Origin of the sequence: Streptomyces sp. NBC_00659 (assembly GCF_036226925.1) — a bacterium.
Classification (GTDB): domain Bacteria; phylum Actinomycetota; class Actinomycetes; order Streptomycetales; family Streptomycetaceae; genus Streptomyces.
In genome coordinates this window covers 1,647,127-1,664,043 of the sequence record NZ_CP109031.1, presented here as the reverse complement: position 1 = coordinate 1,664,043, position 16,917 = coordinate 1,647,127, and the positions used below count along the sequence as shown (strand labels likewise).

The 16,917-nt window shown below is 70.4% G+C and carries 17 protein-coding genes; 10 read left to right on the top strand and 7 right to left on the bottom strand.

Features of this window, described 5'->3' with window-relative positions; genetic code table 11:
* The first annotated feature begins 447 nt into the window (after nt 1–447).
* Entirely contained in the window at nt 448–879 is a 432-nt protein-coding gene (locus tag OG410_RS07050) for a hypothetical protein (RefSeq protein WP_329298331.1), read from the top strand.
* A 62-nt stretch (nt 880–941) separates the two neighbouring features.
* Here the strand turns inward: OG410_RS07050 and OG410_RS07045 are convergent, their stop codons facing one another.
* Nucleotides 942–2,285: an esterase-like activity of phytase family protein gene (locus OG410_RS07045; RefSeq protein ID WP_329298330.1), complete on the bottom strand. Its 1,344-nt coding sequence runs from the start codon at nt 2,283–2,285 to the stop codon at nt 942–944.
* Nucleotides 2,286–2,590: 305 nt separating this feature from the next.
* Between OG410_RS07045 and OG410_RS07040 the strand changes: the two genes are divergently transcribed.
* Nucleotides 2,591–2,773, top strand: a complete 183-nt coding sequence (locus tag OG410_RS07040; RefSeq protein WP_261703155.1) for a hypothetical protein — start codon at nt 2,591–2,593, stop codon at nt 2,771–2,773.
* 138 nt (nt 2,774–2,911) lie between these two features.
* On the opposite strand, the gene OG410_RS07035 is transcribed toward OG410_RS07040, so the two are convergent.
* From OG410_RS07035 to OG410_RS07025, 3 genes are all read right to left on the bottom strand, one after another.
* Nucleotides 2,912–3,778 carry a hypothetical protein gene (locus OG410_RS07035; RefSeq protein WP_329298329.1) on the bottom strand — a complete coding sequence of 289 codons (867 nt, stop codon included), beginning with the start codon at nt 3,776–3,778 and terminating at the stop codon, nt 2,912–2,914.
* Between the two features lie 133 nt (nt 3,779–3,911).
* On the bottom strand, nt 3,912–4,229 hold the full coding sequence (locus OG410_RS07030) for a hypothetical protein (RefSeq protein ID WP_329304050.1): 318 nt from the start codon (nt 4,227–4,229) through the stop codon (nt 3,912–3,914).
* 109 nt (nt 4,230–4,338) lie between these two features.
* On the bottom strand, nt 4,339–4,872 hold the full coding sequence (locus OG410_RS07025; RefSeq protein ID WP_329298328.1) for a PadR family transcriptional regulator: 534 nt from the start codon (nt 4,870–4,872) through the stop codon (nt 4,339–4,341).
* 110 nt (nt 4,873–4,982) lie between these two features.
* On the opposite strand from OG410_RS07025, the gene OG410_RS07020 reads away from it, so the two are divergent.
* On the top strand, nt 4,983–5,741 hold the full coding sequence (locus tag OG410_RS07020; RefSeq protein WP_329298327.1) for an alpha/beta fold hydrolase: 759 nt from the start codon (nt 4,983–4,985) through the stop codon (nt 5,739–5,741).
* Between the two features lie 71 nt (nt 5,742–5,812).
* Here OG410_RS07020 and OG410_RS07015 read toward each other — a convergent pair whose 3' ends face one another.
* Nucleotides 5,813–6,421: a class I SAM-dependent methyltransferase gene (locus OG410_RS07015; RefSeq protein ID WP_329298326.1), complete on the bottom strand. Its 609-nt coding sequence runs from the start codon at nt 6,419–6,421 to the stop codon at nt 5,813–5,815.
* Between the two features lie 143 nt (nt 6,422–6,564).
* Here OG410_RS07015 and OG410_RS07010 point away from each other — a divergent pair, with 143 nt between their 5' ends.
* The 7 genes from OG410_RS07010 (at nt 6,565) to OG410_RS06980 (ending at nt 13,441) form a co-directional block, all read left to right on the top strand.
* Nucleotides 6,565–7,338, top strand: coding sequence for an MHYT domain-containing protein (locus OG410_RS07010; protein ID WP_329298325.1), 774 nt, complete (start codon nt 6,565–6,567; stop codon nt 7,336–7,338).
* 62 nt (nt 7,339–7,400) lie between these two features.
* Nucleotides 7,401–9,947 (top strand): sensor histidine kinase, encoded by a 2,547-nt coding sequence (locus OG410_RS07005; RefSeq protein WP_329298324.1) that lies wholly within the window; start codon nt 7,401–7,403, stop codon nt 9,945–9,947.
* A complete protein-coding gene (locus OG410_RS07000; RefSeq protein WP_329298323.1) occupies nt 9,944–10,381 on the top strand; it encodes a roadblock/LC7 domain-containing protein in 438 nt (145 codons plus the stop codon). Before OG410_RS07005 ends, OG410_RS07000 begins: the two co-directional genes overlap by 4 nt.
* A 19-nt stretch (nt 10,382–10,400) precedes the next feature.
* Nucleotides 10,401–10,814: a DUF742 domain-containing protein gene (locus OG410_RS06995; RefSeq protein WP_326789256.1), complete on the top strand. Its 414-nt coding sequence runs from the start codon at nt 10,401–10,403 to the stop codon at nt 10,812–10,814.
* A gap of 194 nt (nt 10,815–11,008) precedes the next feature.
* Nucleotides 11,009–11,614, top strand: a complete 606-nt coding sequence (locus tag OG410_RS06990; protein WP_329298322.1) for a GTP-binding protein — start codon at nt 11,009–11,011, stop codon at nt 11,612–11,614.
* A gap of 224 nt (nt 11,615–11,838) precedes the next feature.
* On the top strand, nt 11,839–12,252 hold the full coding sequence (locus OG410_RS06985) for a roadblock/LC7 domain-containing protein (protein WP_329298321.1): 414 nt from the start codon (nt 11,839–11,841) through the stop codon (nt 12,250–12,252).
* Between the two features lie 127 nt (nt 12,253–12,379).
* Nucleotides 12,380–13,441: a DUF6397 family protein gene (locus OG410_RS06980; protein WP_329298320.1), complete on the top strand. Its 1,062-nt coding sequence runs from the start codon at nt 12,380–12,382 to the stop codon at nt 13,439–13,441.
* On the opposite strand, the gene OG410_RS06975 is transcribed toward OG410_RS06980, so the two are convergent.
* Both OG410_RS06975 and OG410_RS06970 read right to left on the bottom strand, forming a co-directional pair.
* The gene (locus OG410_RS06975; RefSeq protein WP_329298319.1) at nt 13,378–14,244 is read right to left on the bottom strand and encodes an acyl-CoA thioesterase; all 867 of its coding nucleotides are present in this window, start codon (nt 14,242–14,244) and stop codon (nt 13,378–13,380) included. The genes OG410_RS06980 and OG410_RS06975 overlap by 64 nt on opposite strands.
* A gap of 19 nt (nt 14,245–14,263) precedes the next feature.
* Entirely contained in the window at nt 14,264–16,777 is a 2,514-nt protein-coding gene (locus OG410_RS06970; RefSeq protein WP_329298318.1) for a DEAD/DEAH box helicase, read from the bottom strand.
* Between the last annotated feature and the right edge of the window lie 140 nt (nt 16,778–16,917).

Below are 16,917 nucleotides of genomic sequence, written 5' to 3'. Positions count from 1 at the left end.
CCTCCGGAATCAGGGGGTTACGGTCCTCCGCCGTCGGGTGGCTATGGCCCTCCGTCCTCTGGGGGGTACGGACCTCCACCGAGTGGCTTCGGCCCTCCTCCGGGGGGTTACGGCCCTCCATCCGGGGACCACGGTTCGCCGGATCAAGGCGGCGGCCTGCCTCCCGGACAGAGCGGCGGCGGATGGCCGCCACCTCCGCCACCCGGACCGCCGCCCGGACCGCCGTTCGGGCCCGGTGGTCACCGCGGAGGGCGGCGGCGCAACAGCCTGCTCCTCGTCATCGCAGTGATCGTCGGCGTGGGTGTCATCGTGGCCGTGGCCGTTGCGGCCATGGGTGGCGGTGGCAAAGGCAAGAAGGCCCCCACCGAGAGCACCGAGCGGTCTCCCAGTCCCTCGCTGAGTCTCCCGTCCGGATTTCCGTCGCTTCCCTCGAGCCTGCCCAGTGTCGTGCCGTCGCTTCCCTCGGACCTGCCCACCGGGCTGGTGCCCAGCGACCTGCGGTCCCTCTTCCCGTCCCTCGCGGACGACGAGGTGCCCTATTACCTGCTCCGGAAGGGCGATTGTTTCGACACGGACGACGCCCTGCCCGGACAGGCCGCCAGACGCGAGTGCACCCAGCCGCACGACGCCGAGGTCGTGAAGGTCTCCGAGCTCAACGGCACCTACACGACTGAGGCGGCCCTCAAGAAGGCCGCGTCCGCGCTGTGCAAGGCTCCCTTGGAGCAAAAGGCGTCGTATCAGGCGGCCGGTACGGTGCGCGAGACACTCGTGCAGTACCCCGACACCGGGAGCTACGAGACCGGCGTCGACAAAGTCGCGTGCAGCCTGGCCGCGGGCGCCGGCAAGGGGACCCACAAGCTCACCGGGCCGCTGAAGTGAGAGGCACGCGTGCGTGTCCGTCCATCGTCCACGCACGCGTGCCGCCCTGAAGGGTTTCGCGATCAGATCCCGCGCGGCAGCCGCACGTAGATGACGGTCGTCTCGATACCGCTGTCCACGAGCCGCCCCTGTGCGTCGAAGGCGCCCGTCCCGTCGGTCATCCCGAAGTCGTTGTCGTTGATGAGGGCGAGGGTGTCGTGGTCCACGCGCGCGACGCCCTCGATCTTGCCGGGCACCCCGGCGACGGTCCCCAGGTCGGCGACCAGACGCTTCGCCGGCATCGGAACGTCGGCCGACGCCGGGTCGTCCAGCTGCTCCAGCGACGGCGACGTGGTGTCGCTGTCGTACGGGCCGCCGAGGATGTTCGCGTCCCGGGTGAGCCGCACCGACTGCAGCCGGGCCGCCTTGTCGGTGCGCTCCTCCACGAGCAGCCGGTCGCCGCCGATGGCCACCACGGAGGAGATCTTCAGCTCGGACGGGTCGTCCTCGCTCGGGTCGACCACGTTCACCGGGTCGAAGTGGTACGCGTACTCGGCGGTCACGGCGTGCTTCCTGGGGGAGAAGCGCAGCAGCCTCGTCGTGAGCGACGCCTCGCCCGCCGCCGCGTCGGGCAGCGAGAGAGGGCTCTGCAGTGCCATCACGAGATCACCGTCGGGGAGCTGGGCGAGCCCTTCGAGACCGCGGTTGGTCTTGCGGTGGAGCAGCACGGCCGGCAGCGCCTCCACGACCGGGTAGTCCGTGCCGGTCAGCTTGAGACCCTTGGGAACATAGCGCGAGAGGACCTTCCCGCGCGCGGAGACATGCACCAGCGACGGGCTGTACTCGTCGACCAGCCAGAACGAGCCGTCCTTCGCCCGCACGATGCCCTCGGTGTCCAGGCCGTTCGCGTTGTACGGAAGGGAGGTCTGGGCGTCGTAGGTGTACGGAGCCTCGTCGCGTCCCGCCTGGTTGGACAGCCCGGTGGCCGGCTTCCCCGACGATGTGGTGATCGGGATCGAGTCGATGACCTTCACGGTGTCACCGCACACCCGGATCTTCACGATCGCCGGGTCGAAGCCCGGAACAGGGAACGTCCGCCGCTTCGTGCCGGCCACTTTGATCTGGCCGTTGGGCCCCCGGTCGGTGACCGTCCAGAACTCGCCCTTGCGTCCGGCCGGGTAGATGTCGCTGCCGATGCCGCCGAGGTCGACACCGCGGTCGTCGCCCACGGTGCCGGGCAGCAGCGCGTTGCTGAACGTGCCGAGCGGGATGTTCCCGAGCGTCGCGGTGTGCGTCACGCGCGGCTGCGCCGGTCCGGACGTGGCATCCGCGGTGCCGGCCATCACGAAGGCGGCCAGCACGGCGAGCGGCACGCCCAGGGTGACGGATCGGTGGATGCGGTGCTTGCCGACGACATGCGGGGACATCAGGCCTCCTGAGCCACAACTTCGTTAACAGTGGCCAGAGTTGGCCTTGATGCCGAACGGATTGCGACGTGAGGGTGAATGGCGCGCGTCAACCAATGATCGGGTCTCCCTCGATCGCCGCGCGTCCAGTCATGATCCTGTGCACCGGGCCCGATGGCCCCGGTGTGCGGGGGGCACCCGGGGTCCTCTCAGGGTTGAGTAGGGGGCACGCGTCAGGGACGTATCAGGGTCGCGGTCCGGAACCGTGGGACGCGGGGACCCGTTCTCAGAACAGAGAGCGGCAGCAGCCGCGGAGGAGGCGACACATGTCGAAGAACGCGAAGATCGCCGCAGGAGGTGTGGCGGTCGGCCTGATTCTGTTGATCTGGCTGCCCTGGTGGGCCGCCTTCCTGATCGTGCTGGGAGTTCCGGCGGCCGCGTATCTGGCGCTGGATCCCTCGCAGCGGCGCAGGCTGCGCCGTGCCACCCGCAAGGAGCTCGGCCGCTGAGGAGTGGCCGCCCGGCGCCAGGTCTTCCGTCGGCGGTCCCTCCGCGCACCGTGGCCGGTGAGAGCCGGAGGGACCGACGCGACTGACGCAGGGGACCGGGCAAGGCCGCGTCACCGGGATTCCGTGTGACGCGGCCACTCAGCTCGGGCGCACCGCCATCTTGTCCAGGGCCTCCAGGAGGTCGGGCAGCTCCGGCCCGCGTCCGACGGGCAGAACCTCGCCGGGTTCCTCGTCGAGCAGGACGAAAGCGATGTCGTCGGTCCTGGCGACCAGTGACCAGCCGGGGCCGTCGGCGCGCAGGGTACGGGCGTCGCCCGTGGCGAAGGACGAGCGGACACGGCCCAGCGGGGGCGGTGTGTCCACGTACGCGCGGGCCTCGGCGAGAACGCGGCGGATCCCGGCACGGTTCACGCGCTTCTCGTCCTCGCCCTCCTTCCCGTCTCGGCCCTGAGAGTCCTGAGCTTCGCCAGAAGCGTTCTCGGCGGCCTCCGAGGGCGCGAACTCGCTGTCATCGATCTGGTCGCGCCACATGGCCCACTGGAGCGCGATCTCGTCGGCGCCGAGGCGTCGCTGGGCCGGCCCCCAGGAGGTGGTGTCCGGCGGGCTGAGCGGAGGCCGCTCCGTGAGTTCGGCCGAGGGGTCGTGCGGAGCCGGCACCCCGGGAGCCGAGACGGCGACATCGAGGGGCCAGCCGGGCAGTGCGGCCACGACCGTCCGCTCGTCCGGCGACAGCTCGTGCTCCATCCCGCAGTCCCAGGACGCGATGGCGACGGCGACCAGGGAGACGTCGTCGATGACGACGGTCCAGCGCGCGCCCTCCCCGTCCTGGCCGAGCACCAGCCCGTACCCCTCCGCGAGAGGCGCGAGGTCGAGCGTCGCGCAGGCCTCCGGGTAGTCGTCACCGAGCACGCTGGGGAACTTCGCCGGCGTCAGCAACACCGCCGTCAGCACATACAGCGCGTCGTCGTCCCCGGTGGCGACGGCGTCTTCGTCCGTCCCGGCCATTCCAGCCTCCCGATCGCTCCATCTGTCGGCGCACCCTAAGCGACGGGAAGGCGGTTGTCACGGGCCCGAAACCCATGCGGAGCTGCAGCTATCCGGCTGGACGGGGGCGAAACGCCCTCGCGGACCCGCCCGGTCAGGCCGCGGGCAGTCCGAGCAGGGCACGGGCGACCGCCTGCGGCGACTCGTCGCGTTCGCGGGCGAGAGCGACAACGGCCCGGCAGGCCAGCTCGTTGACCCCGAAGGACAGCGCCTCCGGCGACACCCATGCGGCTGCCTCGTCGATCTGCTCCTGGTCGTCCTCCGCGCACGCGGCCACGTACACCGCGGCCGCCTCGAACAGGTTGTATGTGCGCTTTCTCTCTTTCCCGGCCGGCTTCCGCGCGGACCCCTCGGGCCGCTCGGCCGCGGTCCTGCGCCCGATGGAGCGGAGCCTGCCGAATATGCCGGACATCCGGTCACCGTCCCCTGCGTGATCGCCGATCGTGCGGTTGCTGCTACTCAACGTAGAGATGGAGCTGCGGCGGCAGAAGAGGGGCGGCCCGGTGAACCGGGATCCGGTGTCAGTGGCCGGCCGCGTCGAGGGAGTCGAGGGTGGTCCGCAGCCAGGCCAGTTCGGCCTGGCTGGTGGCCCGCGCGATGGTGAGGATGCCGCGCCGGAAAGGGTCGTCCAGCTCCTCGGCTCGCAATGGTCGGTCGCCGTCGTAGAAGAAGCTCGCGGGCTCCTCCAGGAAGGCCAGCCTGCGGCGCAGCACGGCGGCCTGTGCCTCGGGGTCCCGCAGATGTCTGAGGAAGGCGAGCACCGCGAACCAGCGGTTCTCGTCCGTGATGTCCCGCCGCGACGGTTCCGCGAGCCTGCGGCGCAGCTCGCGCCGGCCCTCCTCGGTGAGCGTCAGGACGTGACGGGGGGCGGCGACGGAGCCGGGCTGTGTGGCGCGTTCCAGCAGTTGCGCGTTCTCCAGCCGCTTGATCGCGGGGTACAGCGTGCTCTCCGCCACTGGCTTCACGTGCCCCGTCAGCGCGGTGATGCGCTTTCGCAGCTCATAGCCGTGCAACGGGGCGTCGTACAGGAATCCGAGGATGGCCAGCTCCAGCATGGCCATATTCTGCCGCATCAGCGTTGTACATCGCTCCATCAATACATCGGAACCGATGTATGCTCTTCGGGCTGCGGAAAACGAAGGAACTGCGACAGGGGGAGAGCGCTATGCGGCAGGCGGAGTTCGACGGCAGGGGCAGCATGATCCGCTGGACGGAGGCGGCGGGCGGTGGACCCGCGCGCGTGTACGTGCACGGCCTGGGGTCGGCCTCGACGGTCTACAACGCCCACATCGCGGCCCGGCCCGAACTGGCGGGGCGGCGCACCTTGTTCGTCGACCTGCCCGGCCACGGCATCAGCGACCGGCCCGCCGACTTCGGCTACACCCTGGAGGACCATGCCACGGCTGTGGCGGCAGTCCTGGACGCGGCCCATGTCGCCGGTGCCGAACTCGTCGCGCACAGCATGGGCGGCTCCGTCGCGGTCGTGCTCGCCCATCGCCGCCCCGAGCTCGTCTCCCGTCTCGTCCTGGTGGAGGCCAACCTCGATCCGCGTCCCCCGGTCACCGCGGGGAGCAGTGGCATCGCCTCCTACGAGGAGGACGACTATGTCGACAACGGCGGTCACGCGCGCGTGCTCGAAAAGGTCGGCCCCCTCTGGGCCGCGACCATGCGACTCGCCGATCCACGCGCCCTGCACCGCTCGGCGACAGGACTCGCCCAGGGCAGCATCCCGACGATGCGTCAGATGCTCGTGGGACTGACGGCCGAGCGCGTCTTCCTTCAGGGCGAACTCAGCGGCGAACTGCCGGGTGCCGATGGTCTGGAAGCGGCGGGGGTGCGTGTCGTGACCGTGCCGGATGCCGGACACAACATCATGTTCGACAACCCCGAGGCGTTCGCCGCGGCCGTCGCCGGCATGGCCTGACGGCTCATCACCGGATCCGGCCACGGTCGGCCCCGGTGGAGGGCCCGTGGCCTCCGGCGAAGGGCCGGCGGTCATCCCCGACGTGCGGCCAGCGCGAGGAAGCGGACGTCCTCGTCCTCGTACGAGGTCATGTCCCAGCCCGAAGCGGCCAGCAAGGGGCCCAGGTTGTGTTCGGCGCGCAGGTCGTCCGGAGTGATCTGCCGGCCCTGGCGGGCCGCGAGCGCAGCCCGGCCGATGGGGTGGAAGAGGGCCAGTGTGCCGCCGGGCCGCACCACCCGGGCCAACTCCACCAGGTTCTCGGCGGGGTTCGGCAGATGCGCGACGAGTCCGGCCGCGAACACCGCGTCCAGCGACTCGTCGCGCAGCGGCAGCGCGGTGACATCGGCCAGCAGCAGCCTCCCGTCGCGGTCCCGTCCGGCCCGGACCGCGGCCTCCAGCATGGCCGGGGTCAGATCGGCTCCCACGACCACTCCGGTGCTGCCGACGGCCGCTCGCAGCGGGGGCAGGGCGCGCCCGGTGCCGCAGCCCGCGTCGAGCACGCGGTCGCCTGTGCGCAACCGCATACGGGCCACCGCTGCCGCGTAGGCGGGTCCGTCGTCGGGGAAACGGCTGTCCCAGTGGGCGGCGCGTGCGCCGAAGAACTCCTGGACGTGTGTGTGGTCGTCGCTCATGTGCCGCATGATCTCTCACCGACACGAAGCACGACGCGGTGCACATGTTCGAGCCTGTGGCGATCGCTCGGGCGCGCACCTTCGTCACTTTGCAACAGCTTTCGAAACGCGCCCCTGTTGTGCGCCCCAGCGCGCACTAGCGTCCCGGAGCCATGGGACACCTGGACCACGCCGCCTTCGGCTGGCTGACCCCCGTACTGTCGTACGCGATGGCGTGCACAGGCTCCGCACTGGGCCTGCGCTGCACGGTCCGCGGACTCGACGCCACCGGAAGGTCGCGCCGCAACTGGCTGCTCGCGGGTGCTTCCGCGATCGGCACCGGCATCTGGACGATGCACTTCGTGGCGATGCTGGGCTTCGGCGTCACGGGCACGCAGATCCGCTACAACGTGCCACTGACGATCCTCAGTCTGCTGGTCGCCATGGCCGTCGTCGGCGCGGGCCTCTTCGCCGTCGGCTACGGTCGCGACCGGCACCGCGCACTCGTTTTCGGCGGGCTCACCACCGGGGTCGGAGTGGCGAGCATGCACTACCTGGGAATGGTGGCACTGCGGCTGCACGGCCAGGTGCGCTACGACCCCGCACTCGTCGCCCTCTCCGTCGTGATCGCCGTGGTGGCGGCGACCGCCGCGCTGTGGGCCGCGCTCTCCATCAGGTCACCCGCGGCGGTCGCCGCCGCCTCCCTCGTCATGGGCGGCGCGGTGAGCAGCATGCACTACACCGGAATGATGGCCGTGAGCGTACGAGTCACCCCCTCCGGCGTACCGCTGTCCGGTGCCACGGCGATGCAGTTCATCTTCCCCCTCGCCGTCGGCCTCGGCTCCTACCTCTTCCTGACAGCGGCCTTCGTCGCGCTGTCCCCGATGTCCGGCCGAACCGAAGCGTCCCCGCCGGCCCGGCGCCCGGTCGAGGGCACCGCCCGCTGACGCCGGTACCGGAGCCGCGCGGCCCGGACGGCACGCCCCGAACCTCTCCGATCGAGGAGGCCATGCGTACACCCCGCAGGACCATCACAGCAGGCGCCCAGCCGCCGCCCCCGCGGCGCGGCCGGCGCGCGCACGCCGGTCCGCCGGCGGACGAGGGGGACCTCCTCGCCGGACCCTCGCCCGAAGCGCTCACGCGCGCGGGACGGTGGCATGTCCGGCCCCGTACCGTCCGGGCCAAGATCGTCAGCCTGCTGATGGTGCCCATCGTCTCCTTGCTCGCCCTGTGGGCCTACGCCACCGTGAGCACGGCGCAGGACGTCGCGCGGCTGCGGCAGTCGCAGGGTGTGGACTCGATGGTGCGCACCCCCGTGGACGCCGCGGTCGCCGCGCTCCAGGCCGAACGGGCGGAAGCCGTCCGCTACGCGACCGGCCCCGCCGCGTCGTCACCGAGCGACTTCAAGGATCTCTCACGACTCACCGACCGCGCCGTGGCGAGGCTCCGCCTGGGAGACCACAACACCGTCGCCGACGGCGCGGACCTGCCGGCCGGAGTCGCCGGGCGCCTCGCCGCTTTCGTCGCCGACACGGAGCGACTGCGGTCGCTGCGTACCGGTGTGCTGGAGCGCCGTACCGGATGGGAAGAGGCGTACGGCGAGTACACCAGGACCATTTCGACGGCATTCGGAGTCGACGGAGCGCTCAGCGGCATCTCCGGAACGGGCCTGCGCACGGACGCGCGTGTCCTCCTCGAATTCTCCCGGGCGCGAGAGGCGCTCGCCCAGGAGGATGCCGTGCTCGGCGGGGCCCGGCTCGCCGGAACCCTCGACGGGGAACGGCTACGGCTGTTCACAGGGGCCGTGGACACACGCCGCACCCTGACGGACGCCGCGGCGTCGGACCTCGGCGGGCCCGAACGAACCGCCTGGAACGACGTCGTGCAGGGGAGCGCCTACGACGACGTGCGCGCCGTCGAGGACAAGGTGCTTCTCTCGCGGCCCGGCCCCAAGGCCCTCGATGCCGCGCCGGAGGCCGCCTGGAGCATCGCTCACGAGCGGGTGAGCGACGGAATGCGTATGGTCGAGGCCGACGCGGGCCGTCGTGCCGCGGACGCGGCCGACCCGCTCGGGCACGCCCTGCTCACCCCGGCCGGCGCCGCGGTCCTCTTCGGTCTCGCTGCCGTCATCGCCTCGCTGATCATCTCCGTACGCATCGGACGCGACCTCGTCGTCGAACTCGTGGGACTGCGCGACGGCGCCCTCGACGTCGCCCGCCGGAAACTCCCCGAAGCCATGCGCAGGCTGCGCGCGGGAGAGCCGGTGGACGTCGACGACGAGGCCCCGCCGGGACGGCCCTCGGAGGACGAGACCGGGCAGGTCGCCCAAGCGCTCAACACCGTGCACCGGGCCGCCCTGCGCGCCGCGGTCGAGCGCGCGGAGCTGGCCGGCGGCATCTCCGGAGTCTTCGTCAACCTGGCCCGGCGCAGCCAGGTACTCGTGCACCGCCAGCTGAATCTCCTGGACGCCATGGAGCGCAGGTCCGACGACCCGGACGAGCTGAGCGACCTGTTCCGCCTCGACCACCTCACCACGCGGATGCGCCGTCACGCGGAGAGCCTCATCATCCTTTCCGGAGCCGCGCCCGGACGGGCGTGGCGAAGGCCCGTCTCGCTCACGAACGTGGTCCGGGCGGCGGTCTCCGAAGTCGAGGACTACGCGCGCGTGGAGGTACGGCAACTCCCCGAGGCGGCCGTGGCCGGCGGAGCGGTCGCCGATCTCACCCATCTCTTGGCGGAACTCGTCGAGAACGCCGCCCAGTTCTCGCCCCCGCACACCCGGGTGCGGATCACCGGCGAACCGGTCGCGAACGGCTACGCGATCGAGGTCGAGGACCGGGGACTGGGCATGGGCAAGGAGAGGATCGCCGAGGCCAATCTGCGTATCGAGCGGTCCGAGGCCCTCGACCTGTACGACAGCGACCGGCTGGGCCTCTTCGTGGTCAGCCGGCTCTCGGCCCGGCACGGCATCAAGGTGCACCTGCAGACCTCGCCCTACGGGGGTACGACCGCGGTCGTGCTGCTGCCCACGGCACTGCTGCAGGACGGCCCGATGGAACGTTCCCTCCAGGAGCACGACACGGACGGGCCGCCGGAGAGGGAGTACGCGCGCGTGCCGGTCGCCCCGGTGCGCGACGCCGTCCAGTCCGTCACCGATCGGCCCGCCCTGGTCCCACCGCGACCGAGGGCTTCCGAGGAGCCGGCGAACGGATCACGGGGAGCTCCGCCCCAGGCGAACGCTACGAAGGAGACCGCGCTTTCGGGAGTGGCGCCGCTGCGCCTGCACCGCCCCGAGGCGGACTCCGTGGACTCCGGCGCACTTCCACGCCGGGTGCGCCAGGCGAACCTCGCCCCCCAACTGCGCGGACAGCGTTCCGACGAGCCGACGGAACCCCCGGTGTCCCCGGAGGACGACGAGCGCACACCCGAACTCGTACGGGCGCGCATGGCCGCGTACCGGGCCGGATGGGCACGCGGCGGCGGCCGGGCCCCCGGCGTCGGAGCAACCGCCGGCCCCGAAGCGGGCAGCGACAGCAGCGAAGGAGACCCCTCATGATCCAGGACCCGAGCACGGGCAGCGCCCATCGGTCCGGCGAACTCGACTGGCTGCTGGACGACATGGTGCTGCGTGTGACCGAAGTACGGCACGCCGTCGTGCTGTCGAACGACGGACTGGCTGTGGGCGCGTCCACCGCCCTGCGGCGCGAGGACGCCGAACACCTCGCGGCCGTCGCCTCCGGATTCCACAGCCTGGCCAAGGGAGCCGGCCGCCACTTCGGCGCGGGCGGGGTGCGCCAGACGATGGTGGAGATGGACGAGGGCTTCCTGTTCGTGGCCGCGGCGGGGGACGGTTCGTGCCTCGCCGTCCTGACCACCGCCACCGCCGACATCGGACTCGTGGCGTACGAGATGGCGCTTCTGGTCAAGCGTGTCGGCGAGCATCTCCACGCCCCGCCCCGGGTCGGCGCACAGCCGCCCGCGGCAGGATGACCGAGGACGGCCTGTACAGATGACCGAGGACGCACCGGGCACCCCGCCATTGCCGGGCAGCCAGTGGTACGACCAGGAGGCGGGCCCACTCGTCCGTCCCTACGCCGTGACGGGCGGGCGCACCAAAGCCGGTCCCGCCGGGACGCATTTCGATCTGATCGCCCTGGTCACGCTCGACAGGGCAGCGCCGGGGGCCGATGGGGACAGCTCGCTCGGCCCGGAGCACCGGACCCTGGTCGAACTGTGCCGTACAGAGACCCTGTCGGTCGCCGAACTGGCCGCGGGCACCGGTCTTCCCGTGGGCGTGGTCAGGGTGCTTCTGGGCGACCTCCTGGAACGCGGCTGCGTCATCGTCAGCCGGCCGGTGCCGCCCGCGCACCTGCCCGACGAACGAATCCTCCGCGAAGTGATCGAGGGGCTGAGGGCGCTCTAGACGATGAACATCGGTCGGTACAAAGGCCCTTCGTGCTCACTCCTGGGCACGGAACGGACGTGTTCCGGTCACAAGGGGCAATGTGCGGTCCAAGCCCGCCCGACGGAACCGTAGTTGTCATGATGCTGGCTTCGTTCACCCGTACCACACGCACCGATGCCGGCGGTCGCCGGCACTCCCGAGAGAAGTGATCCATGGTCTCCGAGCACTCCGACGCCACGGGCGGCGACCCGTTCGCCATGGCGCTGAAGATACTGGTCGCCGGCGGCTTCGGCGTCGGGAAGACCACCCTGGTGGGCACGGTCAGCGAGATCCGACCGCTGCGTACCGAGGAACTGCTGAGCGATGCCGGCCGGTCCGTCGACGACACCGGGGGCGTGGGCCAGAAGATCACCACGACCGTGGCCATGGACTTCGGACGCATCACCATCCGGTCCGGGCTCTCGCTCTATCTCTTCGGAACACCCGGACAGGACCGCTTCTGGTTCCTGTGGGACGAACTGTCGACGGGCGCTCTGGGTGCTGTCGTCCTCGCCGACACCCGACGGCTCGAGGACTGTTTCCCGGCGGTGGACTACTTCGAGCACCGCCGGATTCCCTTCGTGGTGGCGGTCAACTGCTTCCCGGAGGCTCGCACGTACGGCACCAAGGACGTCTCCCGGGCCCTCGACCTCGACCGTGGTACGCCGGTCGTCCTCTGCGACGCCCGCGACCGGGAATCCGGGAAGGAGGTGCTGATCCGGCTTGTCGAATACGCGGGGAGAGTGCACACCGCCCGCCTGCTCGAGTCCGTCAGCTGAGGCTGCCCGCCATCCGGGGTCGGCCCCACCCGGCGCCACGACACCGTCGCCGGGCCACCCGCGGAACCATCGCGCGGCTGCCCCACGGCGCCACCGCTCACGTCTGCTCGTCGGCCATCTTCTCTGCCATGCCACCCATCCGCCTTGCCCGGACGGCGGCAGTGGGGAAGGCTTGCTGGTCGAATCCTCCGGCCAGGGGGAACACCACACGGGGAGACCGGATCATGGAACAGAACACGGGACTCGGCTGGTTGCTGGACGACCTCACCGAGCGCGTCGAGCACGTTCGGCATGCGCTGGTGCTGTCCAACGACGGGCTGGTGACGGGCGCGAGCACAGGACTCCGACGCGAGGACGCGGAACACCTCGCCGCGGTCTCGTCGGGACTGCACAGCCTGGCCAAGGGCTCCGGCCGCCACTTCGGCGCCGGGCAGGTACGGCAGACGATGGTCGAGTTCGACGACGCGGTGCTCTTCGTCACCGCAGCCGGCACGGGGAGCTGTCTGTCCGTCCTCAGCGGGGCGGAGGCGGACATCGGCCAGGTCGCCTACGAGATGACGTTGCTGGTGAACCGCGTCGGCGAACACCTTCGCGTGGACGCTCGACAGCCGGAAAGCAAGCCCGTTTCGGACCTTTGACCTGCAGATACCGTCTTGTGGCTGAGGTTATCCACAGGCTCGCCACGATGTCCGACAAGCCGGATACGGTTTTTCCCGAGGCGAGCGCACACCGGCGCGAGCCTCCCACACCTCAGGGGAGACCGTCATGTCCGGGACCACCATCACACAGTCCGCCACCCTCTCGCTCAGCCGGGCCGCACGGGAACTGGAGCTCAGGCGAGGCGAGTTCGACCTGGCCCTGAACCTCGGCTGTGTGCGCTCGGTTCCCGACGAGGGAGGCGGGGGGCGCCGGATCACACGCGCGGAGATCGACCGAGTGCGAGCCGAATCCGGGTTCCCGGAGGCGCTGCGCGAGCGGGTCAAGGCCGTCGGCACCACGGAGGGCGCCGCCCTCGTGGGCGTGACGAACGCCCGCTTCACCCGCCTCGCACGCCTGGGACTGGTGGTGCCGGTCAAGTTCTACCTCAACCGCTACAGGATGGTCGCCTGGCTCTACCTCGCCGAGGAACTACGGCAGTTCGCGACCGACGAGCACAACGCGCCGCTCCTGAGCGGCCGGACACCGGAAGCCCTTCGGGATCAGCTGAGCGAAGGGCTGGACCGTCGTCCCCGCAACTGGCGTGGCCGCCACCTGGGGTTCCTGCTGAGGCAGACACAGGATCCCTGGGCCCGTGCCGCGGTGGTGGCGTCCTTGCTCGACCCCGTCCACGTGGCCGAGGTCGTCAAGGATCCCTACGAGCGCGCCCATCTCAACCGCCTTCGGCCCGCGCCTGTTTCACAGGCCGCACCGGACTCGCCCGGAGCGCTGATCGTCGAACGCATCACGACGGCGGACGACCCGGACGAGATCGGCTGGCTGAGGGCCGACCTGGGGCAGAGCGTTCAGGAAGCCAGGAAAGACCGCCCCGTGCCCCGCCCGACACCGGCCCCCTCGACCGTCCCGGCACCGGCCCCGGCGCACGCCTCGTCGCCAAGCCGGCCGACCGCGGCTCCACCGGCGGCCGCCCGGCTCTCACCGGCCGGTGCTCCGCGCGCCGTGCGAGAGCGCCTCACCGCCACGGAGGCCCCGCTCACGCCGCCGGAGTCCGCGCGGTCGCGGAGGCTGCTCGCATGGCTGCGCCGAAGGAGCCCGGACGAGTCCGCCTACAGCGCTCTGAACAGTCCCTCCTGCACGACCGAGACGAGCAGGCGTCCTTCGAGGTCGTAGATGCGCCCGCGGGCCAGACCACGGCCGCCCGTCGCGATCGGTGACTCCTGGTCGTACAGGAACCACTCGTCCGCGCGGAACGGCCGATGGAACCACATGGCGTGGTCCAGCGACGCCATGTCGAAACCGCGCGGTCCCCACAGCGGTTCCACCGGGATCCGGACGGCGTCCAGGAGCGTCATGTCGCTCGCGTAGGTGAGAGCACAGGTGTGCACGAGCGGGTCGTCACCCAGCGGCCCGACAGCACGCATCCATACGGCGCTGCGCGGCTCGGCGTCCTTGGTCTCCTCGGGCGTCCAGCGCAGCCGGTCCACATAGCGGATGTCGAACGGCTGGCGCCGCGCCATGCGTTCCAGCGTTTCGGGCAGAGCGCCCAGATGTTCCTTGATCTCCTGCGTCACCGTCGGCAGGGACTCGGGATCCGGCACCTCGCGGGCCGGCGGCAGCTGGTGCTCGAAGCTCCCTTCCTCGGGCTTGTGAAAGGAGGCGGTCAGATTGAAGATCGTGCGGCCCTGCTGCACGGCGGTGACGCGCCGTGTGGTGAACGACTGTCCGTCCCGCACCCGTTCGACCTGGTACACGATCGGGACGCCAGGCCGGCCCGGACGCAGGAAGTACGCGTGCAGCGAGTGCACCGGCCGGTCGCCCTCCGTGGTGCGGCCGGCGGCGACCAGCGCCTGGCCCGCGACCTGGCCGCCGAAGACCCGCTGCAGCGACTCCTGCGGGCTGAGGCCGCGGAAGATGTTGACCTCGATCTGCTCCAGGTCGAGCAGGTCGACGAGCCTCTCGGCTGGGTTCGTCATCGGTGGGATTCTCCTGTGCTCACAGCTGTCCGACGTCGGTGACCTTGACGATGGCACGGCTCTCGGCGTCCGAGGCAGTGAGGTCGACCTCCGCGCTGATGCCCCAGTCGTGGTCGCCGTTCGGGTCCGCGAAGGTCTGACGGACGCGCCACAGACCGTTCTGCGGCTCCTCCACGATCGAGAGCAGCTTGGGGCCACGGGCGTCGGGACCGGTACCGAGGTCCTCGTACTCGTCCCAGTACTTGTCCATGGCCTCGCCCCAAGCGTCGGCGTCCCATCCGGAGTCGCCGTCCATGTCGCCGAGTTCGTCGACGTTGTCCAGAGCGGCCAGCTCGACCCTGCGGAACATCGCGTTGCGGACGAGGACACGGAAGGCTCGGGCGTTCGAGGTGACCGGCTTGACCTGGTCGGCCTTCTCCTGAGCCTCCTCGGCCGTCATCACCTCGGGGTTGGCGAGCTGTTCCCACTCGTCGAGCAGGCTGGAGTCGACCTGTCGCACCATCTCGCCCAGCCAGGCGATCAGGTCTTCCAGGTCCTCGGACTTGAGGTCGTCCGGGATGGTGTGCTCGAGGGCCTTGTAGGCGCTGGCCAGGTAGCGCAGGACGATGCCCTCGGTGCGGGCGAGCTCGTAGAAGGAGACGAACTCCGTGAAGGACATGGCCCGTTCGTACATGTCACGGATGACGGACTTCGGCGACAGCGGGTGGTCGCCGACCCACGGATGGCTCTTGCGGTAGGTGTTGTACGCGTGGAAGAGCAGTTCCTCCAGCGGCTTGGGGTACGTCACGTCCTGGAGCCGCTCCATGCGCTCCTCGTACTCGACGCCGTCGGACTTCATCGCGGCCACGGCCTCGCCACGGGCCTTGTTCTGCTGGGCCGCGAGGATCTGCCGCGGTTCGTCCAGCGTGGACTCCACGACGGACACCATGTCCAGGGCGTACGACGGGGAGTCGGGGTCCAGCAGGTCGAAGGCGGCGAGCGCGAACGTCGACAGGGGCTGGTTCAGCGCGAAGTCCTGCTGGAGATCGACGGTGAGCCGCACGACGCGGCCCGTCGGGTCGGGCTCGTCGAGCTTCTCCACGATGCCGCCGTCGAGCAGCGAGCGGTAGATCGCGATGGCCCGGCGGATGTGCCGCAGCTGCTGCTTGCGCGGCTCGTGGTTGTCCTCCAGCAGATGCCGCATCGCCTCGAAGGCGTTGCCGGGCCGTGCGATCACCGAGAGCAGCATCGTGTGCGTCACGCGGAAGCGCGAGGTCAGCGGCTCGGGATCGGAGGCGATCAGCTTCTCGAAGGTGTTGTCGGTCCAGCCCACGAAGCCCTCGGGAGCCTTCTTCCGCACCACCTTGCGGCGCTTCTTCGGGTCGTCGCCCGCCTTGGCGAGCGACTTCTCGTTCTCGATGACGTGCTCCGGCGCCTGAGCGACGACGTAGCCCGCCGTGTCGAAGCCCGCGCGCCCGGCCCGGCCCGCGATCTGGTGGAACTCGCGGGCGCGCAGCGTGCGCACCCGAGTGCCGTCGTACTTCGTGAGCGCGGTGAACAGCACCGTGCGGATGGGGACGTTGACGCCGACACCGAGCGTGTCCGTGCCGCAGATGACCTTCAGGAGACCGGCCTGGGCCAGCTTCTCCACCAGCCGCCGGTACTTGGGCAGCATGCCGGCGTGGTGCACACCGATGCCGTGGCGTACGTAGCGGGAGAGGTTTTGGCCGAACTTGGTGGTGAACCGGAAGTTGCCGATGAGCTTGGCGATCTGGTCCTTCTCCTCACGCGTGCACATATTGATGCTCATCAGCGCCTGCGCCCGTTCCACGGCCTGCGCCTGGGTGAAGTGCACGATGTAGACCGGGGCCTGCTTGGTGGCGAGCAGCTCGGTGAGGGTCTCCGTCAGCGGAGTGAGCACGTACTCGTAGGAGAGCGGGACGGGCCGGGTCGCCGAGCGGACCACGGTCGTGGGCCGGCCGGTGCGGCGTGTGAGGTCCTTTTCGAACATCGAGACGTCGCCGAGGGTCGCCGACATCAGGATGAACTGCGCCTGCGGAAGTTCCAGGATCGGGATCTGCCAGGCCCAGCCCCGGTCGCCCTCGGCGTAGAAGTGGAACTCGTCCATGACGACCTGACCGACATCGGCGTGTTTGCCGTCCCTCAGTGCGATGGACGCGAGGACCTCGGCGGTGCAGCAGATGACCGGAGCGTCGGCGTTCACGGAGGCGTCGCCGGTGAGCATGCCGACGTTCTCGGTGCCGAACATCTTGCAGAGCTCGAAGAACTTCTCCGAGACGAGCGCCTTGATCGGCGCCGTGTAGAAGGTGACCTCGTCCCGGGCGAGGGCGGCGAAGTGCGCGCCCGCGGCGATCATGCTCTTGCCCGAGCCGGTGGGCGTCGAGACGATCACGTTCGCACCCGAGACAACCTCGATCAGCGCCTCCTCCTGATGGGGGTAGAGGGTGAGACCGCGTTCCCCGGCCCACGACTCGAAGGCTTCGTAGAGGGCGTCGGGGTCTGCGGTCTGCGGCAGCTGATCGATAAGGGTCACGCCCCCATCTTGCCTGTCGATGCACGTGATGGGGGAATCGGATGTTCGGGCAAAGATCACGACCGCTACGCTGTGGCGCCGGTGACGCGTCAGCGTGCACGGGCAACTGGACAGCGTTACAAGAGGAATGGGGCGGGGAA